Here is a 19,536-nt window from a genome sequence, read left to right as displayed (position 1 = left end):
GCATTGCTCAGTTCATGCCGACGCACCATGCCAGGCCCCTGCCCGGAACAGCAGCAGATCCACCCTCCGGACAAGAGCCATCAGACACGCCCTAGCCCGGCACCGCCCACGCCGCCCATCCCCGCTACGACGTCTCCAACCGTGGTCCCGCGCCCAGCAGTTCGGGTGCCTTGACCTCCCTGGTGTGCCAGGCGTGGGACTTGACCTTGGTGATCGACCAGTACTTCGCCGGGTACACCAGGAAGAACATCATCAGCGTGTAGAGCGGTACCAGGAGCGGTGCCGTGATCCGCTCCACGCGGCTGAGGCCGGGGCGCAGCAGTGCGTAGAAGAGCGACTCCGCGACCATGAACACCGCGGCGGTGGCGAAGGCGTGCGGCAGGAACGACGGTGAGCCGCTGCGGATCACGTTGGCGAAAAGTCCGATGTAGAGGATCGGCAGCAGCACTTCGGTGCAGACCTCGACGAGGCGGGTCGCCATGGCGGCGGTGGGCAGGTTGGTCATCTCCCAAGGGATGAAGCGCCAGCCCGACTTCCCCCAGCGCAGCCGCTGGCGGTAGGTGCCCTTGACGGTGTGCGGCATGTCGGTGGTGACGTACGCCCGGGGTACGGAGACGACGCGGCCCCGCATCAGGGCGTAGTCGCACAACTGCCGGTCGTCGCCGTCGTTCCCCGACTCCAGGTAGTGGTCCAGGTTGTCGGTGAGGACGCCGGCGCGGTAGAGCGAGAGCGCTCCCGAGGTGGGGTTGACCACGCCGATGGTGGAGCGCAGTCCCCGGCTGAGCACGCAGAAGACGAAGAGGTTGAGGTCGGCGAGGCGGGCGAGGAGGCCGTCGCGGCGGTTGCGCACGAGGACGGTTCCGGTGCAGCCCTGGACGCGGCTGTCGTTCATGACGCGGAGCATCTGCCACACGGCGTCGTGGTGGACGTCGCAGTCGGAGTCGACGGTCAGGACGTAGTCGGCGTCCTGGCCGTGCTCGCGCATGTACCGCAGCGCCGTGGCCTGTGCCGTGCGCTTGCCGCCGTTGTCCTGCCGGTGCCAGGTCACCTTGGGGTGGTCGAAGGGCACGACGGGGGTCGCCGAGCCGTCGTCGACGACGTGGACGTGGGCGACCTCGCGGGACTGGTCGAGCAGCGAACGGACCGTGGCGTACAGGCCGTCCAGGCTGGGTTCGTTGTACGAGGGGACGATCGCCGCGACCGTGCCGGGGGCGGCGCGCTTGTAGGGGCTGCGGGCCGGGAAGGCGGCCAGCGCCATGTAGATGAGGACCGAGAGCGTCAGCAGGATGTAGTAGACGCCGAGAAAGATGCCGGACACGTGGTTGAGGGAGTGGGACGCGGCGGCCCAGGCGGCCACCGCGCCCATCACCAGGGCCGTCGCCGCGGTCTGCAGCCACGAGCGGTGGGACTTAGGCGGCATGGCGCTTGCTCCGGGTGGCGTAGCGGTACCCGAGGGCACCGACGATGACGAGGGTCACGGCGAGTGCGGCGACCAGGCTCAGCGACGCGGAGACGCCGAGGATGGTGAAGCCGACGCCGGTCTGGGCGAGCGTTCCTTTTCCGTACACGGGGGTGCCTTTCGCGGGCTGTTGTCGTAATGGGTCTTGTCGTGATGGGTGTTGTGCTTCTCGGTGTTGTGGTTCTCGGTGCTGTCGTAGTGGGTGTGCTGGTGCGTTCTACGTCGTGGGGGCCGGGGCGAGGTGCGGGGTGGGCGTCACAGGTGCTCGACCCGGTCGCCCGCGCTCAGCGCGCGGCGGGTGTCGAAGACGTACGGGGCGTGGGCGTGGATGAGGTCGTGGTCGAACTCGGGGTGGTCGGTGAGCACGAGCACCGCGTCGCAGTCCCTCAACTGCCCGGCGCGCAGCTGCCGGTGGACACGCAGACCGCTCTCGTACGGGGCGTGCGGGTCGACGACGGTGACCGTGGCGCCGCGCCGGGAGAGCAGCTCGATGACGTGCCGGGCGGGTGACTCGCGGGTGTCGGAGGTGCCCGCCTTGTAGGCGAGTCCGAGGGCGAGGACGCGGGCGCCCTTGAGGCACTGGCCCCGGTCGTTGAGGGCGCTCTGGAGGCGCTCGACGACGTAGGCGGGCTGGCGCTCGTTGACCTCCTGGGCGAGTTCGACGAAGCGGAAGGTCTCGCCCAGCCGGCGGCGCACGTGGTGGGAGAGGTAGACGGGGTCGATGGGCAGGCAGTGGCCGCCGACTCCGGGGCCCGGGGTGAAGCGGTGGAAGCCGAACGGCTTGGTGGCCGCGCAGTCCAGGGCGTTGCCCACGTCGATGCCCAACAGGTGGCCGAGCTTGGCGAGTTCGTTGACGAGGGCGATGTTGACGTGGCGGTAGGTGTTCTCGAACACCTTGGCCAGCTCGGCCTCTTCGAGTCCGGAGGCGGGCACCGTGTGCTCGACCACGGTGCCGTAGAACTCCTTCACCCGGCGCAGGCAGCCGTCGGTGAGCCCGGCGACGACCTTGGGGGTGTTCTCCAGGCGCCAGGTCTCGTTGCCGGGGTCGATGCGCTCGGGGCTGAAGCCGACGTGGAAGTCGCGCCCGGCGGTGAGCCCGGAGCCGGCCTCCAGAATGGGGACCAGGGTGTCCCGGGTGGTACCGGGGTAGGTCGTGGACTCCAGGACGACGGTCGCGCCCGGTTCGAGGCGGGTGGCGAGGAGCTCGGCGGCGTCCCGCACGCAGGTGAGGTCGGGCGCCCGGTCGGTGAGCGGGGTGGGCACGGTGATGACGGCGACGTCGAAGCCCTTGACCTGGTCGGGGTCGCCGGTGGGCCGGTAGTTGCCGGTCGCGAGGGCGTCGGCGAGCCGCTCGGAACTGATGTCCTCGACGTAGGAGTCGGCGTCGGCGAGGCGCGTGCGGCGGGTGGTGTCGGGTTCGTAGCCGACGACCTGGTGGCCGGCCTCGGCGGCCCGGAGCGCGAGCGGCAGACCGACGTAACCCTGTCCGAGTACGCAGACGTGCATGACGGATCCCCCCTGGGACGTGAATGCGGATGGGTGCACTGAGGTGCGAGATGAGTTCTGGCGCGGTGGCGCGGCGGGGTGGTACACGGGCGCATTCGGGCGCGAAAAGGCGCGCTCCGTGCGCCGGGGACGGGAAAAGCAGCGCCCCCGAAAGGAAAGCGTGTGCGGGCGTCGTGGATTTCCGTCACGGGAATGGTGGTGGCGGATCCGGTGAGTTGTTTCGGATGTGTGCGCGAATAGGTGTGCGCGGATTTGTGTGGCCGCTGGATGCTGACGCCGTCGCGGCGCGCCGTGGGCGGCGCCATCGCTGGCGCCGTTGCCGCCACTGCCGCCGCTGCCGCTGTCGCTACCCCTGTCGCTGGTCAGCAGCGGCGCTCAGCGGGCGCCGGTTCTCCGTCTGGTTCCCCTGGTCGCGATCCGGGCGCCTGTTGCGTCCCGTCCGACCCGAACCCCCGTGCGCGCAGGCCGAAGTGTGCCGAGCATGCGCACCTCCCCCTCAAGAAGTGGCCTTTCGATGAAGAAGAGCATATGACTCGTCGAGGCCCCCGCGAGGAGTACTTGAACTCTGAAAGAGCTTTCTGACACAGCCGGAATACGCAACTCCGTTCTAGTAGCTGAGAGTAATGCCAGCCCAGGGGCTTATCGTCATGATCATTCTCTGTGACAAAATCGCGACATTTATTTTCGTGACTCGGCAATGGCCAAAGCTCCTCTTGATTTCAAGAGGAAATGGTCGCCCTGGGTCCCCGGGACCCGGGGGGAGGCACCGCGCGCCGGGTGGGGAGTCCGGCCAGTTCCTGGCCGGGGCCGGGCGAGGGCCGGGCGAGGAACCGCAATAATCGCTGGTCGACGGCTGGTTGCTCCTTGTACGTTGGTGCAGCGACCGCGCCCCCGGTGCGCCCGGCTGCGGCTACTTCCTTCGACATCCAAGTGACGCCGCCGCCACTTCTGATCTCGGTGGGCGCGGCGCCACCACTCCGCTCCGCGCCACCACTTCCTCCCGTGCCACCCCTCGGGCAGGGGCGCCCAGCCCATCGAACTCGTCCGTATCCAGGGGGATTCACTGCCTCGTCGTCCTCGCTACACCCCGCGCGTCCCCAAGCCCTGGCCCCGGATGCTCGTGGCGCCGCACATCGCCGCGGCCGCCCGCTCCCTCGACCTCGTGCGCACCGAACGGCTCCGGTCCCCCGCGCTGGTCCCCGCGCCGGGCCTCCGCACCCACGCGGGCGCGCCCGCCCACGCCCGCGCACCGCGCGAGGAGCTCTTCCTGCTCGCCGTCGGCGGCCTGGTGTCACAACCGACGTACTACGAGAGCGCCGAGGAGCGGGACGCCCGCTACGCCCGCCTCGTCGCCCGGCTCGCCATCGAGGACCCCGACTGGACCGCCGGCCTGTTGCGCTGGCTGCGCGCGGAGGGCAACCAGCGCACCGCCGCCCTGCGGGGCGCCGCCGTGTACGTCAGGGCCCGGCTCGCGGCCGGGGTGTCCACGGGACCGTCCAACAGGTCCGTGGTCGACTCCGTCCTCCAGCGCGCCGACGAACCCGGGGAACTGCTCGCCCACTGGACCGCGTCGTACGGCAGGAACGTGCCCCAGCCCGTCAAGCGGGGCGTCGCCGACGCCGTGCGCCGCCTCTACACGTCCCGCTCCCTGCTCAAGTACGACACCGCATCCAGGGACTTCCGCTTCGGCGACGTCCTCAACCTCGTGCACGCCTCGCCCGATCCGGACAAGCCCTGGCAGGGCCCGCTCTTCCGGTACGCCCTGGACCGCCGCCACCACCCCGAGCGGGCCGTTCCGCCCGTCTCCGACGCCCTGTTGACCGCCCGCCACGCACTCATGGCGGTGGAACCCGGCAGGCGTCGGGCCCTGGTGACCGGTCCCGGCGGGGCCGAACGCCTCGCGGCGGCGGGCATGACCTGGGAGGCGCTCGCGGGCTGGCTGCACGGGCCCATGGACGCCGCCGCCTGGGAGGCCGTGCTGCCGTCCATGGGCCCGATGGCGCTGCTGCGCAACCTGCGCAACTTCGACGAGGCTGGCCTCACGGACGAGGTGGCGGCCCAGGTCGCCGCGCGGATCGAGGACCCCCACGAGGTCGCCCGCTCCCGCCAGTTCCCGTTCCGCTACCTGGCCGCGCACCGGCACGCGCCGTCACCGCGCTGGTCGGAGGCGCTGGAGCGCGCGCTCGGCCACTCCCTCGCCAACGTGCCCGCGCTGCCGGGGCGGACGCTGGTCCTGGTGGACCGTTCGGACTCGATGTTCTGGGACACCGTCTCCGAACGGTCCAAGCTCACCCGGGCCGACGCCGCCGCCCTGTTCGGCACCGCCCTGGCGCTGCGCGCCGAGCAGGCCGACCTGGTGGAGTTCGGCTGGGGCAGCGCGTCCGTACCGTACGAGCGGGGCGAGCCGGTGCTCGGCGTGCTGGAGCGCTTCCGAAGCCTGGGAGGCACGTACACCGCGACGGCGGTGCGCAAGCACTACCGGGACCACGACCGCGTGGTGATCGTCACCGACGAGCAGGCGGCCACGTACGACGTCCGCCCCGCGACCGACCCCGTCCCGGCACATGTCCCCGTCTACACCTGGAACCTGGTGGGCTACCAGCCCGCGCACAGTCCCACGGGGCCGCGCCGCTACACCTTCGGCGGCCTCACCGACGCGGCGTTCCGCATGATCGGTCTCCTCGACGCGGCGACGGCAGGGGCCGGCCTCGGGTCCGAGGCCGGGTCCGGGTCCGGGTCCGGGTCCGGGTCCGGGTCCGGGACGGAGGTTGCGGCGGCCGCCTGGCCCTGGACGACCGCGCCCGACGCGAAGCAACCGGAAGCGGTGTCGGTACCGATGCCAGCACCGGCACCGGGCCCGGCAGAAGACGGCTGACAGCTGACAGCCTTCGCCGGGATCGTCGAAGCCCCTCTGTACCTACCTTGCATCGCCAGGTACCATGCTTTACATGGAACCTGGCGTGGCACGCACGGGCGGCACCGCCCGCCCCGGTCCACCGCCAGGCGCGCCCCGGCGCGGCACCTGACCACGTACCACCGCGAAGGAGTTGTGACCCCCATGGAGATCACGCTTGCCGTCCCCCTGGCCATCGTCCTCATGGTCGTCTACCTGCTGCCCTCCCTGATCGCCTTCAACCGCACCCACGAGAAGCGCTGGCTGATCCTCGCCGTCAACGTACTGCTGGGCGGCTCCGGCATCGGCTGGGGCATCGCCCTCTACCTCGCCCTGCGCAAGCCCCGCACCTCCCCCGAACTCGGACGCGGGACCCTCAACTCCGCGGCCTGACCGGCGGCCCCGCCACCCCCACGCACACCTCGTTGCCCTCGGGGTCGGCGAGCACCCAGTTGTCCGGGGCGTCCGCGTCGCTCACCAGCCGGCCGCCCGCCGCGAGCGCCGCCGCGATCCGGGCCTCTGCTTGGTCGTACGGCACCCACACGTCGACGTGCACCCGGTTGCGCTGCGGCCTCGGCTCGTCCATCCGCTGGAAGTAGAACGGCACGCCCCTGCGCAGCGCGTCGACCAAGTCCTCCGGGCTGCCCGCACGGTCCTGGTAGCCGAGCAGCGCCCGCCAGAACGCCACCACCTCAGGAACGTTCAGCGCATCCACGGTGACCTGCACGGTCTGCACGGCCGAGGGATCCGCGACGATCCCCCAGCCACGCGCCACCTCGGATATCCGGCGGGCCAGTTCGAGATGGCGCTCGGTGAGCCCGTAGTAGTCACCGCTGACCGTGATCAGCCGTACGAGGACGCCCTCGCCGCGCACGTCGACGTCGGGGTGGTCCGCCTCGAGGCCGGGCAACTCGCTGATGGCCTGGAGGAACCGCACGCTGGACGTGAACGACCCCGTACGGAAGTACGCGCACGCGCCCTCCCCCACCACACGCCAGTCCTCGAGCCCGGACGTCTCGTGGAACTGGCGCGGCCGGATGCCAATGGCCTTGGTGCCTGTCTCTGTCATGTGATCACGTTAGCCGGTGCCTCTGACAACGCCTCTGGTGAAGGCAGTTCGCCTGCGCGGCGCGGCGTGTGCCTCGGCCACTGCGTGCCCACCTGTTCCACCACAGCGGCCCGGATCGCCTCCAGGAGGACGCATCCGGGATGCGTCCCGAACGCTGCGGGCTTCGTAGTGCGGACGCCCTGGGCTTCTCCAGGGCCGCGGTCGACGGCTCCCGCATCCGCGCGTCAAAAGGGGCTCCAAGACCGGACGAAGCCCTGCGGACCGGGGCAGAGGCGGTAGCAAGCACCACTGGACCACCGACGCCACGACCATGACAAGTACCGCCGCCTCGTCTGGGACCTCGGCGTGAAGCCGGTGATCCCCCGCCGGGGCACCGAGCACGGCTCTGGCCTGGGCGCTCAAAGATGTTTCGCGGAAAGGGCCTTCGCCCACCTGCACTGGTTTCGCCGCCTGCGGATCCGCTGGGAGATCCGCGACGACATCCACGCAGCCTTCCTCACACTGAGGTGCGCGCTCATCTGCTGGCGCCGACTCAAGGCAGTTCAGCGGCGCCACTCGTAAGTGCCCGAGGATGTCTCCACAACCTCCTGGGGCCAGGCCGCCCGAACACGCTCCAACCGCCTGCGATGCTCCGCGGCCCACCCCTCGGCCAGGCGCACCGGAACGCGGACCGATGTCCCCGATCCGGCATGGTCCTCCACCGCGACCACGACAACTCCGTCCTGGCTGGTGGGCTCAAAACTGATCTCGGGGTTGCGTCCATCGTCCATCCACGACGCATCCCGCCCAGCGACGAGCACATCCAGGACCTCGGACCAGCAGTCCACATCGTCCGGCGCAAGGCACACTTCCAGGTGCCCCTGCGCGAACCCGCTGGTGACCACGATCTCCGCGTCGAGGAAGTCGTGCCAGGGCAGCACCCCCGGCATGTGACGACCCAGAACCCGAACCAGAACACTGCTCCCCTCGTCGGCCAGGAGAATCAAATCCACGCTGCTGCTCTCGGCCATCCCTGCTCCCCACGCCCGCGTCGACTGCCGTCATGATGCCGTGCACTGGCAGTCCTCCCACGCAGGGGCGTTGCGTCAGGAGTTCTTAGCCGGCTCGGATGCCTCACACGCCAAGGCTTCTTGACCCAACCTGGACGAGGCCCCTACCAGAAACGGAGTCAGCGCCGCACTTCACGGGTTGGATTCGTCACGTCCTCGGCCGCCACTCTCGCCTGAGCAGACCGAACACCCATGAGTCGGAGACGTCGCCGTTCACCACACAGTCCTCCCGCAGCGTCCCTTCACGCACGAAACCGTTCTTCTCCAGGACCCGGGCAGATGCCACGTTGCGCGTATCGGCCTCGGCCTGAACTCGGTTCAGGTCCAGCGTGTCGAATGCCCACTCCAGCACGGCGTGCGCGGCTTCCGTCGCGTAGCCGTGGCCCCACATCGCATCGTCGAGGGCGTAGCCCAGCGACGCGCTGCGATATTCCTCGTCCCATTCGGTCAGACCGCACCAGCCGACGAAGGCCCCGTCAGAAGCACGTTCGATGGCCACCCGCGCCCCGGTGCCTTCGTCCGCCATCTTCCGGCACATCGCGAGGAAACGCTCCGCGCGGGCATGTTCGGTCCACGGCGGGGAGTCCCAGTAGCGCATCACGTAGGTGCTGCTGTGCAGCGCGAAGAGAAGGTCCGCGTCAGCGTCGGTGAAGGGCCGAAGTCGCAGGCGGGCGGTGTGCAGTACGGGCGTGGCCAAAGTCATGCGCACCATCTTGTGTCCTCACGGGGCGCGCAGAACACCGAATATCTGACCCCGGTCCGGCCCTCACGCAACGAGAAACGGACTTAGCGACCGCTTAGACAGCCCCCGAAGCGTCCCCGGACCGTCGCACCACGGCCGCCCCGCGCAGGGCGACGGCGCACCAGATGGTCACCAGGAGCAGTGCGGCGGCGGCCAGGCCCGTGACTTCGAGGGGCTCCGGCCGCCAGCCCAGGGACAGTCGGGTGCCGATCATGACGGTGCCGATGAGGACCTCCGACGGGGAGTAGACGGGCACCCTGGTCGCCACGAACCGCAGGACGGCACTCAGCACCAGGCCGATCCCGGCCCAGGCGAGCAGGTAGGGCCAGAGCGCTCCCGGCGCGGCGGGCGGGAGGCCGTACTCCTCCGGGCCGATGCGGAACAGGGCGCCCAGCCACCCCAGCGCCACCCCGGTGACGGTGACGAGTACCGCCCACAGCGCATGGCGCCACAGCGGGCCTGACCGCACTCGCTCGTCCTCGTCCCCGTCCTGTATGTCGGCGGAGTTCATGGTCTCAGGAAGGTCCATCACACCCGGTGAGACGCCCAACGGCCGCCGGACGTTGCGTCACGAACGGTTTCACGATCATGCCGCGGACGCTGGGCCCGCCCCGGGGCGGTATCTCGTCCGGGATGACACCGACATGAACCGTACGGGCCCTATGCCGGTATCTCCAGGAGAACGCCCAACGCCTCCGCCGTGGCCGGGTGTCGCCGTAGCAACTCGGCCCCCTCCTCGGCCGGTTCGCCGGTCGTCCAGGTGTCCTCGCAGCCGAGGAGGGCGGCCAGTGCGTCGCACGTCTCCGGGTGGGCCGTGAGGAGCGGCAGCGCCGTCGTGGTGGTGCGCTGCCCGGTGGCCGGAGCGGCCGGGTCCTGGTCCTGGCGCCACGGCGGGATCCAGGAGTCCAGCGCGGGCAGGCGGCCGGGGAAGGTGCGGCCCGCTTCGCGGATCAGCAGCGGGGCCAGGTCCGAGCCGCCCGCGCGCAGGGTGCCGATCAGCGTCGGCAGCCAGGGCAGCAGGACGGGGTCGGGCAGCCGGGCGAAGGCGTTGGACACGGCCTCCACCACGAAGTCGGTCAGCTGCGGGACCGGCTCCAGGGCGTGCACGAAGCCGCTCAGGTAGCGCGGATAGGCGGGCAGGACGAGCGGGTTGGCGAGCAATGCGTCGCAGCGGGACCGCAGTTCGGTGCGGGGCAGTCGGCCCAGGTGCGTCTGGGCCGCCCACAGCAGCGCCGTCTTCGCCGGGTCCCCTGGGTGGCACTGGGCCACGGCCAGTTCGAGCTGGGTGCGGTCGCAGCCCAGGGACAGCGCCAGGCCCTCCATGCCGAACAGGAAGCCGAGCGTCGCCGCCACCTGCCGCACCGTCGCGTCCTCGTCGGAGAAGGCGGTCGGCAGCAGGGTGCAGTAGTGCGCGTAACCCGTCTTGACGAAGGACTCGATCCACGGCGGCAGCGTCGGTGCGCTGGTGCGGTAGTACGCGAGCAGCCGGCGGACCCTGCGTAGTACCTCGGGGGCGCCGTCGACGCTGCGCTCGGTGGCCAGGACCTCCAGGGCGCGGGTGCCCAGTTCGTCCGCGAGTCGGCGGCTGCGCAGGTAGAGCGTGGCGTCCTCGACCGTGCCCAGGACGGTGGCCGTGGTGGCCCGCGCGGCGTGGGCGTCGCGGCGCAGCCGCTGCTCCAGGACCTGCTCGATGCTCACGCCCTCGTACCCGAGCTCGATCAGGGCGCGCTGGTGGGTACCGAGGGCCAGGTCCCAGGACTCCTGGATGGGGCGCTCGCCGAGGGTGCGCTCGCCCATGATGGGGCGGGCGGCGCCGGGCGGCATCAGGTAGCGCAGCATCCACAGGACGTCGGAGCAGGCCGCGAGGTCCTGGTTCCCCGCGATGTCGAGCAGTGCCCGCCGCACGCCGCGCTGCTGGAGCGGCAGCCCGAGCGCGGCGAGGCGGTCGTGGACGTCGCGGGCGAGCGGGGGCAGCGCGTCGTAACCGACCTGGCCGACCCGGTCGCCGCCCATCATGATCTCGACGAGCCTGCGCACGTCGCGCCGGCCGGGGACGCTGTCCTTCTCGATGCAGGTGACGGCCGCGTCCTGGAAGTCGTACGGCGTCGGCCTGGCCCGGTCTCGCATCCCGGCGAGCAGGATCGACGTCTCGAACACCGCGATGGCGTCGGCCGTGGAGGCGAGGTAGCCGTTGCGCCGGGCGGCGCGCACGATGTCCACGGACCAGCCGAGCAGTTCCTCCTCGTCCAGCCGGTCGAGGACCGGGGGCCGTCGGAGGAATCCGCTGAGCCGGTCGGCGGGCCCGGCCTCGGGTGCCGGTGCCTGCGCCGCGGCGGTCCGGGTCTTCGCCGCGCCCGCCTGGCCGGCCAGGCGGTAGGGCCGGACGCGGGTGCGCTTGAGGTTCTTCGCCCAGACCGTGGCGGCGATCGACACGGACCCCGCGGCGAGGCCGAACTGCGCCTCGATCGCCGCGTGGCTGGACGGGATCAGGCCGTGCTGCCAGGTGGTGCCGGTCCGTGGGCCGATCTCGAAGGTGTCGGTGCCGTCGACGCCGAACTCGGCGACGCGGCTGGCCGCGTGGAAGGCGCCGCACACGTACAGGCCGTCCTCGGGGCTGGTGCCGGAGGACCGCAGGTGTGCGCGGATGCGGGTCCACATGTACCGCTCGCGGTCCTCGTCGACGCGCACGCGCCGCTGGTCGCCGGGGGCCAGGCGGCGGAAGAGGCTGCCGATGAGGAACATGGCCTGGCGGTACGCGTCGTGGTCGGCGTCGCCCAGCGGCAGCTCGACGTACTGGTGCCACCACTCCGACCAGTGCCGCACCCGTCCGTGCCGCAGCAGGTGCTCCTCCAGCTCGGCGAAGCGCGGGCGCAGGTCGCCGATCTCGACGCCGACCGCGTCGCCGTGCAGCGCGGCCTCCTCCTCGGCGGGCGGCGCGTCGGGGTCGGCCGGGTTGTCGGTGTCGTCGGCGCGCGCGTCCCACTGGAAGACGTGGTCGGAGGACCGGTCGACCAGGACGAGTTCGACGCCCGGGGTGTCCAGCGCGTACGCGATGGCCTGGTACTCGGCGGACGCCTCGGTGATCGGCGCGACGACGGACAGCGGGGACCAGTCTGCCGGGAAGCCCTCGACCTCGCTGGCGAAGGCCTGCACGGCGACGGGCAGCTTGCAGTTGCGCAGCTCGCCCAGGAGCGGCGCCATGTCCTCGCACAGCTCCAGGTAGACCGTCTTCGGCCGCTTCTCGCGCAGACGGCGGGCCATCGCGAGGGCGGAGGCGGGCGAGTGGTGGCAGACGGGGAAGATCTCCAGCGGCTCGCGCACCGCGCGGTCCACGTCGTCGACCATGCCCAGGAGGATGCCCTCCAGGGCGCCGGGCCCGTCCGCGAACGCGGTCGCGGCCTCGTGGAGCTGGCCGCGCAGCGCCTCGAAGGTCCCCTCGGCGGTGGACGCGCGGGCGGGCGTGGCGGGGGCGGGCGTGGGGGCGCTCACGACAGGGTCGCGATCGCGTCGCGGCCGCCCTCGAGGAACTCCGGCCACGAGCCGCCCTGTTCCTTGCTGCGCGGCTCGATCACACCGTGCAGGTACTTGTTGAGTATGGCCAGGTCCTCGGGCTCGCGCCGGGTGAGCGAGCCCACCAGGGAGGAGGCGAGGGTGCGGGCGGTCAGGGCGCGCTCGCCGAAGAAGTTGGAGTGCAGGATGGCGTCCTCCAGGACACCGATCTGCTCGGCGGTGGACAGCGCGGACTCCAGCTTCTCGTCGTCGCTGGTCGCGGCGGCGGCCGAGGCCCGCAGGTCGGCGAAGCTCTGGAGCAGTACGTCGAGCAGCGTGGGCGGCACGTCCAGCTCGATCCGGTGGCGGTGCAGCAGTTCCTCGGTGCGGTAGCGGACGATCTCCGCCTCGCTCTTCTTATTGGTGACCACCGGGATGCGGACGAAGTTGAAGCGGCGCTTCAGTGCGGAGGACAGGTCGTTGACGCCCCGGTCGCGGCTGTTGGCCGTGGCGATGACCGAGAAGCCGGGCTTGGCGAAGACGATGTTCTCCCCGCCCGCGCCGTCCAGTTCGGGGACGGAGATGTACTTCTCCGAGAGGATCGAGATCAGCGCGTCCTGGACGTCGCTGGTGGAGCGGGTCAGCTCCTCGAAGCGGCCGATCGTGCCGGTCTCCATCGCGGTCATGATCGGCGAGGGGATCATCGACTGGCGGGACTGTCCCTGGGCGATGACCATCGACACGTTCCACGAGTACTTGATGTGGTCCTCGGTGGTGCCGGCGGTGCCCTGCACCACCTGGGTGGAGTTGCGGCAGATCGCGGCGGAGAGCAGCTCGGCGAGCCAGCTCTTGCCGGTGCCGGGGTCGCCGATGAGGAGCAGGCCGCGGTCGGAGGCCAGGGTGACGATCGCGCGCTCGACGAAGCTGCGGTCGCCGAACCACTTCTGGCTGATCTCCCGCTCCAGGCCGTCGGCGCGCTCGGAGCCGAGGACGAACAGGCGGACCATCTTCGGCGACAGGCGCCAGGAGAACGGCTTGGGGCCGTCGTCGACGGACTCCAGCCAGTCCAGTTCCTCGGCGTACTTGATCTCGGCGGGGGCGCGCAGGAGGTCGGACATGTGGGTGGCCTTTCTCTGGGGTCTCTGAAGTCTGTTGAGTTCGCTACGGACTGGGTCCGCCGGCCGCGCGGGGTGCGCCGGCTACGGAGCTGGTGCGACGGCGTCAGGTGACTCAGGTGAGGAACGTCTTGAGCTCGTGGACGAGCTTGCGTATGTGACCGGACAGCACCGGGGTCCCGAGGTCCTTGAACCGCTCGCGGAACCACGGGTTCACGCTGCCGCGCCCGGCGCTGGTGACCGAGCCGACCGGGATGAACTTCGCCCCGGAGCGGTGCACGGCGGCCATCGACTCGAAAAGCGGCTCGCTCTGCCACTCGTAGAAGTCCGAGATCCACACGACGACCGTGTTGCGCGGCTCGGCGATCTTCGGCTGGGCGAGCGCCATCGCGACGGTCCCGTCCGTGCCGCCACCCAGGTTGGTGCGCAGCAGCGTCTCGAAGGGGTCGTGCACCCACGGGGTCAGGTCCAGGGCCTGGGTGTCGTACGCGATGAGGTGCACGTCCACCTTGGGCAGCCCGGCGAAGATCGACGCGAGGATCGTGCAGTTCACCATCGAGTCGACCATCGAACCGGACTGGTCCACCACCACGACCAGCCGCTGGGGCGTCGTCTTGCGGGCCGTGTGCCGGTAGTAGAGGCGGTCGACGTAGAGCCGCTCCCCCTCCGGGTCCCAGTTCGTGAGGTTCTTCCAGATCGTGCGGTCCAGGTCCAGATTGCGGAAGACCCGCTTGGGCGGGACCGAGCGGTCCAGTTCGCCGACGGTCGCCTTCTCCACCTGGGTGCGCAGCACTTCGGCGACCTCGTCGACGAACCGCCGGATGAGCGCCTTGGCGTTGGCCAGGGCGACGCCGGAGAGGTTGTTCTTGTCGCGCAGGAGCTGCTCGATGAGCGACATGCTCGGGGTGAGCCGCGAGGCGAGACGGGGGTCGGCGAGCACCTCGCGCAAGTGCATGCGCTTGACCAGTCCCGCCTCGATGTCGGCCAGGTCGGGGCCGATGGCGGGAACGAGGTCGCCCAGGTCGGGCGTCGGCCCGCCCCTGCCGGTCCCGTCCGGCGCGGCGGCCCGGCCGCGGCTGCCCTGTCCACCCGGGCCGGGGCGGCCGCCGCGCAGCTCTCCGGGTGCGCAGCCGAGGGCGCACTCCAGCCAGGCCGCGTCGGCCTGCCAGCGCGCCAGCTGCTCGGCGCTGACCGTGCCGGAGCCGGTGGCGTAGACGTTGAGCAGGACCTTGGAGACGAGGGCGGCGCGCCGCACTTCGGCGGCGCGGTCGCGGTCGCCGGGGCCGGATTCCGCTTCGCCCGCGTCGTCCGTCCGTCCCGCCTCCGGGAAGTGCATCAGCCCGGCGAACTCGTCGGCGAGCTCGGGGTGGCGCTGCACGACCGAGTCCACGGAGGCCTGCGGGTCGAGGAGCGCGGCGGGGAGGCCGGTGTCCTCGACGACGGCCAGGCTGGCCGACTCCAGGGAGTGCTGCTCCTCGGGGTCGAAGAGCCGTGCCAGCAGCCGCCAGTAGAGGACTTGGCGCCGGTTGTCGTACGCGTCCGGAACTGCGGGTGAGCCGGGCCGGCCGGGGGTCTCTTGCGGGTCGGGTGCGCTGGTGGGCTGGTTCATTTCCGCAGCAGCCTTCCCGCGCGCTCGCGCAGTACGGCCACGGCGTCGGTGGCGGCCTTCTCCGCCTTGGCGCCCGCCTTGTCGGCGGTCCCCCCGGCCCAGGCTCCGGCGTGCAGGGCCGTGGTCTTCTTGCGCGCGGTCGTCTCCACGGCGAGGGGCTGGAGCACGAAGGTGTCGTCGTCCCAGCGCAACAGGCCGATGCAGGCGGCGGACTTGGCGACCGCCTCGGGAGTGAGGGGCCCGGCGGCCGGGATGCGGTCGGTGTCGACGGCGAGCTCCTGTCCGGCGAGCAGGAGCGCGAGTCCCCCGGCCCCTTCCTCGCCGTCGCCGTCGGTTCCGGCGGTCCGCGCGGTGTAGCCGTCCAGGAAGACCGGTACGGCGATACGGGACGGGTGCCGGTCCAGTGGCGCGGTGACCGTGTCCTCGGCGGTGGACAGCACCACGCGCGCGGTGGCGAAGGGGTCCGCGGGCCCGCCCGCACTCGCGTGGGCGTCGTCCCAGAGCAGGTCGCCCTCGGCGGTGACCGGCATGTCCGTCAGCTCCATGGAGCGGCCCTCGCCCGCGGCGGCCAGCAACGACATGTGCGGGCGCAGCAGTTGCCACAGGCCCGCGCCGACGACCGTGTCGGGCTTGGGCGCGGACACGCTGGCCCGTACGAGCCGGGGCGTGCCGCCGTCGGCCGGTTCGAGCACCGCGTGGACCTGGGCCTGCACTGCGGTGGCGTGCTCCTGGAGGTCCACGCCCAGCGGCAGCAGGCGTCCGCCGGCCGTACCGACCGGGGACGGCGCGAGGGCTCCCGGTGCGGTCAGGAGCAGCGCGCGGGACCACAGGTCGGCCCAGCGGCGGACGGGGAACGCGTCCGTGGTGGCGCCCGGGCAGCACGCCGCGAGCTCGGCGGCGAAACCGTCCAGGAGGACCGCGAGGCGCCGCAGGGCCGGGTCCGCGAGCATCGCGGAGACGACCGGGGCGGCACCGGACACGACCTCGTGGTCAAGGCCCTGCCATCCGGTGCGGGCCAGGTCGCCGAGCCAGGAGCGGGCGGCGGCGAGGAGGTTGGCGGCGGGTGCGTCTCCCGCGTCCGGGGCCGGGGCGTCCGGCACGCCGGGTCGCGGGCGGCCGGTGGCCTCGGCCAGCCGGTCGGTGAGGGCGTCGTGCACGGCTCCGAGCACGGCGCTCCGGGCGGCGGCGAGCACGAGGAAGTGGCCCTCGTCGGCGACGCCCGAGGCGGCCCGCTCCGCCGCCTCGGCGGCCCGTCCGGCCAGCGGGGTGCCCGCCACGGCGCCGGCGAGCCGGGTGAGGCCAGCAGCCTGGGCGGGTCCGGGCCGCAACAGGCCCGCGACCAGGACCTCGTCGAAGGCGTCCACGGCGGCGAGGGCGTCGTCGAGGCCGGTGATGGCCTCGGCGGTCGGGGTCAGCAGGTCGGTGCGCATCACGCCACCGCCCTGGTCGGCGGGAACCACTGCATCTCGGGCAACGGTGCTGTGCTGGGGGCCAGTTCGAGGTAGGCCAGGTGGCGCAGGAAGCGACTGAAGACGGTGGCGGCGGCCTTGGACTCGTCCTGGCCCGGGCGCGTGCCGGTCATCCCGGAGAGCAGGGAGGCCGCAGTCTGCTCGCCGTCCCCGGTGTCGACGCGCAGGTAGCGCCCGACGCGCTCGGAGCCGTACTGCAGGGATGCCTCGGTCACCAGGGCCCGGATGTGGTTGCAGTAGCCGCCCCTGGCGCCGCCGCAGGGCCGGTTGTTGTTGGTGCTGCAGGCATAGGCGAAGGTGCCCGCGGCGATCGACGAGACGTAGACGCGCTCGATGTCCGAGCCGCTGGACACGACGCCCTGTAGCCGGCCGTCGGCCAGCTCGACGAAAGGCACCTTGGCGAGCTTGCGGGGGCGGGCGGGCGGGAGCACCCGGGCCGTACTGGACTTCTGCCACTCGGGCGACACATCAACTCCTCGGTGGTGAGGGCGGACTGGGGGGAGGGTGAACTCGGAAGGGAGTCGAAGGGACTGGGAAGGGACTGGGAAGGAGGCGAGGGGACCCGGTAGAGGGGCCCGGAAGCGGACATGGCTGTCGCGGGGTCATGGACATGGACGTAGCAAGGGAAGTGTCTTTCGCCTGGTCAGCGCGACACCGATCAACTTAGCGGCCCCCACTGACAATCCTTGGGGCGTCTGGGCTCCGGGCCGTCGAGGGGGCGTGCGGAGCGCGACCGGGGCGGCACGACCGACGTAATCGGTCAGGCGTTCTGCGGGCGCGGCGCCGAATCCGGCGCCGGGGCCTCGGGGCGCCCGGCCGCCCGGGTCCGGGGGCCTCCTGTGGGCGACCCCCGTGTCAACTCGGGTCATCCTCAACGGTGAATCGGGGCCGCATCGGGGCCCGCCGCCGGGGGTCCGTCGTTGGCCATGAAGACTGCCCGCCGAGCACGAAAGGGTGCCCATGAGCAAGAAGGCCACGAAGAAAAAGCGGAAGAAGGGGCGGCGGCACCGCGTCGTCAACCGCACGCCCAGGCCCGTACGCTCCACCCGAGCTGCCACGCCTGCCGCCGCGCCGGTCGTCACGCACGCCACCAACGCCGCTGTCATGGCGGAAGCCACGCCGGAGGCCGCGCCCGTCGCCGCCCCCGCGAAGGACGCGACGCCCCCGGCTGCGTCCCCCTCCGTCGCCGTCCCCGCGCCGGCAGCCGCACCCGCGGCAGCCGCCGTACGCGCCGCCGCGGTGAGCGTTCCCGCACCGCAGAAGGAACCCGGGGCGCCTAAGGAGCCCCAGGCGGCGCTCGGCCGCAACGTCGCGCGCACGTACGCGCAGGTGACCGGGCACGGACCACAGGCGGTGGAGGAGATCGCCGAGGCGGTCGGCTACACCGCGCGCACGATCGCCAAGCACCTCGACGACCTGGCCGGCCGCGAGCTGGTGGCCCAGTCGCCGGACGGCCGCTGGGCCGCGCTCGGCGCGGGGGCCGTGGCGGCCGCGGTCTCCTGACGCACGTCTGACGGCACCGCCCACGGTGCCTCGGTGTCCCCCACGATGCGGCGGCCCGGTCGCGGACGCGTTCCGCGCGCGACCGGGCCGCCGTTGGCGTCTGCGCACCGCCTGTGCCGCGTACCGCCTGTCCGTCGGGGCGCGTCAACCCTGACGAAAGGCAAGGTCCCTCCTCGCCGTTCGGCACAGGTGTCCGTCCGTGCGCGCTCCTACCTTCGGAGCCCATGGAACGACATCAACGACACGTACGGACACACGTACGGGCATACGGGCAGACGCACGAACGGACAACAGCTCTCCCGGTCGCAGCCCGCGTGCTCCTCGGCCTCGGAGTCCTGGGGGCCGGGGCGGCCTGCGTCGCGTGGCTCGCGCCGGGTGGGCTGGGGGACGCCGGGGCCGTGGAGATCACGGGCGGGGCCTCGGCGGACGCGTACCGCTCCCTCACGCGTGCGGTGGCCGACGGCCCCACCGGGCTCGGAACAGTCCTCGAAGTGATGACCGAGGGAACCCTGTTGCTGCTCGGCCTGCTGCTCGCCTGGACCGGCTGGACGGCACTGCGGCAGCGTGACGCACAGCGGACGGCCGGAGCCGTGCTGGCCGTGCTCGGGACAGTCGCCGCCTACGCGGTGAGCGAGGCCGTGAAGCTGGTCGTGGACGAGGAACGGCCCTGCCGTGCGCTGCGTACAGCTGTCCGCGCCGTCGCCGAGTGCCCGGAGGCGGGCGACTGGTCCTTCCCCAGCAACCACGCCACCCTGGCGACCGGACTCGCCGTCGGCCTGGCCGTCCTGCGCCCCCGTCTCGCCGTGCTCGCCCTGCCGCTGGCCGCGGCCGCCGCCCTGTCGCGCGTCCTGCTGGGCGTCCACTACCCGCACGACGTGCTGGCCGGCGCGGTGCTGGGCGCCACCGTGGTGGCGGCCGTGCTCCTCGCCTTCACACCGCTCGCCAGGAGGGCGGCGTCACGGCTGTGGAGGCACCATCCCGGCCTCGTGGGCGACGACCGCGGCAGCGGCCCGGTTGTCCACGCCGAGCCGCGCCAGGATGGCGCTCACGTGCGCCTTGACCGTCCCCTCGACCACGTGCAGCCGCCGGGCGATCTGGCCGTTGGACAGACCGCCGCCGAGGTGGGCCAGCACCTCCCGCTCCCGGGCCGTCAGCGACTCGACCCGGGCGCGGGCGGCGCCGCGGCGGCCGGCCAGGGCGCCCGCACCGGTCGCGGCGAGGTGCGCGACGACCCGGGCCGCGACCTTCGGTGACAGGTAGGCGGCGCCGTCGGCCACCGCCCGGACCCCGGCGATCAGTTCCTCGGGCGCACCGGACTTGACCAGGAAGCCGGCGGCCCCGCCACCGAGCGCCCGCAGGATGTAGTCGTCCTCGCCGAACGTCGTCAGCATCACCACGCCCGTGCCGGGCACCGTGTCCCGTATCGCCTCCGCCGCGTCGAGGCCGTTCGTCCCCGGCATGCGGATGTCGAGGACGGCCACGGCGGGACGGTGGCGCCGGACGAGTTCCACGGCCTCGCGCCCGTCACCGGCCTCGGCGACCACCTCGATGTCCTGGGCGGTGGCGAGGACGGCGCGCACTCCGGCCCGGACCATCGGCTCGTCGTCGGCGACCAGCACCCGGATCATCGGGC

16 protein-coding genes and 1 pseudogene are annotated in these 19,536 nt (G+C 72.0%); 4 read left to right on the top strand and 13 right to left on the bottom strand.

The features are described 5' to 3' along the window. Window positions 1-124: 124 nt before the first annotated feature. The 3 genes from ABT160_RS34925 to ABT160_RS34915 form a co-directional block, all read right to left on the bottom strand. Window positions 125-1,420: a glycosyltransferase family 2 protein gene (locus ABT160_RS34925; protein WP_351651989.1), complete on the bottom strand. Its 1,296-nt coding sequence runs from the start codon at window positions 1,418-1,420 to the stop codon at window positions 125-127. Next, window positions 1,410-1,568, bottom strand: a complete 159-nt coding sequence (locus ABT160_RS34920; RefSeq protein WP_351651988.1) for a hypothetical protein — start codon at window positions 1,566-1,568, stop codon at window positions 1,410-1,412. The genes ABT160_RS34925 and ABT160_RS34920 overlap by 11 nt, the downstream gene beginning before the upstream one ends. Before the next feature lie 146 nt (window positions 1,569-1,714). After that, entirely contained in the window at window positions 1,715-2,965 is a 1,251-nt protein-coding gene (locus tag ABT160_RS34915) for a nucleotide sugar dehydrogenase (RefSeq protein WP_351651987.1), read from the bottom strand. 1,114 nt (window positions 2,966-4,079) lie between these two features. On the opposite strand from ABT160_RS34915, the gene ABT160_RS34910 reads away from it, so the two are divergent. Further along, the gene (locus ABT160_RS34910) at window positions 4,080-5,840 is read left to right on the top strand and encodes a TROVE domain-containing protein (RefSeq protein ID WP_351651986.1); all 1,761 of its coding nucleotides are present in this window, start codon (window positions 4,080-4,082) and stop codon (window positions 5,838-5,840) included. 183 nt (window positions 5,841-6,023) lie between these two features. Then, window positions 6,024-6,251, top strand: a complete 228-nt coding sequence (locus ABT160_RS34905) for a superinfection immunity protein (protein ID WP_351651985.1) — start codon at window positions 6,024-6,026, stop codon at window positions 6,249-6,251. On the opposite strand, the gene ABT160_RS34900 is transcribed toward ABT160_RS34905, so the two are convergent. From ABT160_RS34900 to ABT160_RS34855, 9 genes are all read right to left on the bottom strand, one after another. Further along, window positions 6,235-6,927 (bottom strand): 4a-hydroxytetrahydrobiopterin dehydratase, encoded by a 693-nt coding sequence (locus ABT160_RS34900; protein WP_351651984.1) that lies wholly within the window; start codon window positions 6,925-6,927, stop codon window positions 6,235-6,237. The two genes, ABT160_RS34905 and ABT160_RS34900, sit on opposite strands and share 17 nt — an antisense overlap. Before the next feature lie 542 nt (window positions 6,928-7,469). Further along, a complete protein-coding gene (locus tag ABT160_RS34890) occupies window positions 7,470-7,937 on the bottom strand; it encodes a DUF5959 family protein (RefSeq protein ID WP_351651983.1) in 468 nt (155 codons plus the stop codon). Window positions 7,938-8,124: 187 nt separating this feature from the next. After that, entirely contained in the window at window positions 8,125-8,679 is a 555-nt protein-coding gene (locus ABT160_RS34885; protein WP_351651992.1) for a GNAT family N-acetyltransferase, read from the bottom strand. A gap of 94 nt (window positions 8,680-8,773) precedes the next feature. Continuing rightward, window positions 8,774-9,247 carry a hypothetical protein gene (locus ABT160_RS34880; RefSeq protein WP_351651982.1) on the bottom strand — a complete coding sequence of 158 codons (474 nt, stop codon included), beginning with the start codon at window positions 9,245-9,247 and terminating at the stop codon, window positions 8,774-8,776. A 131-nt stretch (window positions 9,248-9,378) separates the two neighbouring features. After that, a complete protein-coding gene (locus ABT160_RS34875) occupies window positions 9,379-12,207 on the bottom strand; it encodes a DUF5682 family protein (protein WP_351651981.1) in 2,829 nt (942 codons plus the stop codon). Then, a complete protein-coding gene (locus ABT160_RS34870; protein ID WP_351651980.1) occupies window positions 12,204-13,325 on the bottom strand; it encodes an ATP-binding protein in 1,122 nt (373 codons plus the stop codon). The genes ABT160_RS34875 and ABT160_RS34870 overlap by 4 nt, the downstream gene beginning before the upstream one ends. A 112-nt stretch (window positions 13,326-13,437) precedes the next feature. Then, window positions 13,438-14,931, bottom strand: coding sequence for a VWA domain-containing protein (locus ABT160_RS34865; RefSeq protein WP_351651979.1), 1,494 nt, complete (start codon window positions 14,929-14,931; stop codon window positions 13,438-13,440). Continuing rightward, window positions 14,928-16,391, bottom strand: a complete 1,464-nt coding sequence (locus ABT160_RS34860) for a hypothetical protein (RefSeq protein ID WP_351651978.1) — start codon at window positions 16,389-16,391, stop codon at window positions 14,928-14,930. The genes ABT160_RS34865 and ABT160_RS34860 overlap by 4 nt, the downstream gene beginning before the upstream one ends. Next, on the bottom strand, window positions 16,361-16,867 hold the full coding sequence (locus ABT160_RS34855) for a hypothetical protein (protein ID WP_351651977.1): 507 nt from the start codon (window positions 16,865-16,867) through the stop codon (window positions 16,361-16,363). Before ABT160_RS34855 ends, ABT160_RS34860 begins: the two co-directional genes overlap by 31 nt. Before the next feature lie 493 nt (window positions 16,868-17,360). On the opposite strand from ABT160_RS34855, the gene ABT160_RS34850 reads away from it, so the two are divergent. Together ABT160_RS34850 and ABT160_RS34845 are read left to right on the top strand one after the other, a co-directional pair. After that, window positions 17,361-17,903, top strand: coding sequence for a hypothetical protein (locus ABT160_RS34850; protein ID WP_351651976.1), 543 nt, complete (start codon window positions 17,361-17,363; stop codon window positions 17,901-17,903). A gap of 314 nt (window positions 17,904-18,217) precedes the next feature. Beyond that, window positions 18,218-18,871: pseudogene (locus ABT160_RS34845) on the top strand (phosphatase PAP2 family protein); the annotation flags it as partial. Here ABT160_RS34845 and ABT160_RS34840 read toward each other — a convergent pair. Then, window positions 18,860-19,531 (bottom strand): response regulator, encoded by a 672-nt coding sequence (locus tag ABT160_RS34840; protein WP_351651975.1) that lies wholly within the window; start codon window positions 19,529-19,531, stop codon window positions 18,860-18,862. The pseudogene ABT160_RS34845 and the gene ABT160_RS34840 overlap by 12 nt on opposite strands. Between the last annotated feature and the right edge of the window lie 5 nt (window positions 19,532-19,536).

Source organism: Streptomyces sp. NPDC001941 (assembly GCF_040296945.1).
In the GTDB taxonomy this organism is placed as follows: domain Bacteria; phylum Actinomycetota; class Actinomycetes; order Streptomycetales; family Streptomycetaceae; genus Streptomyces.
The sequence above is the reverse complement of the archived record's forward strand: the minus strand, read 5'-3'. Positions and strand labels throughout refer to the sequence as shown.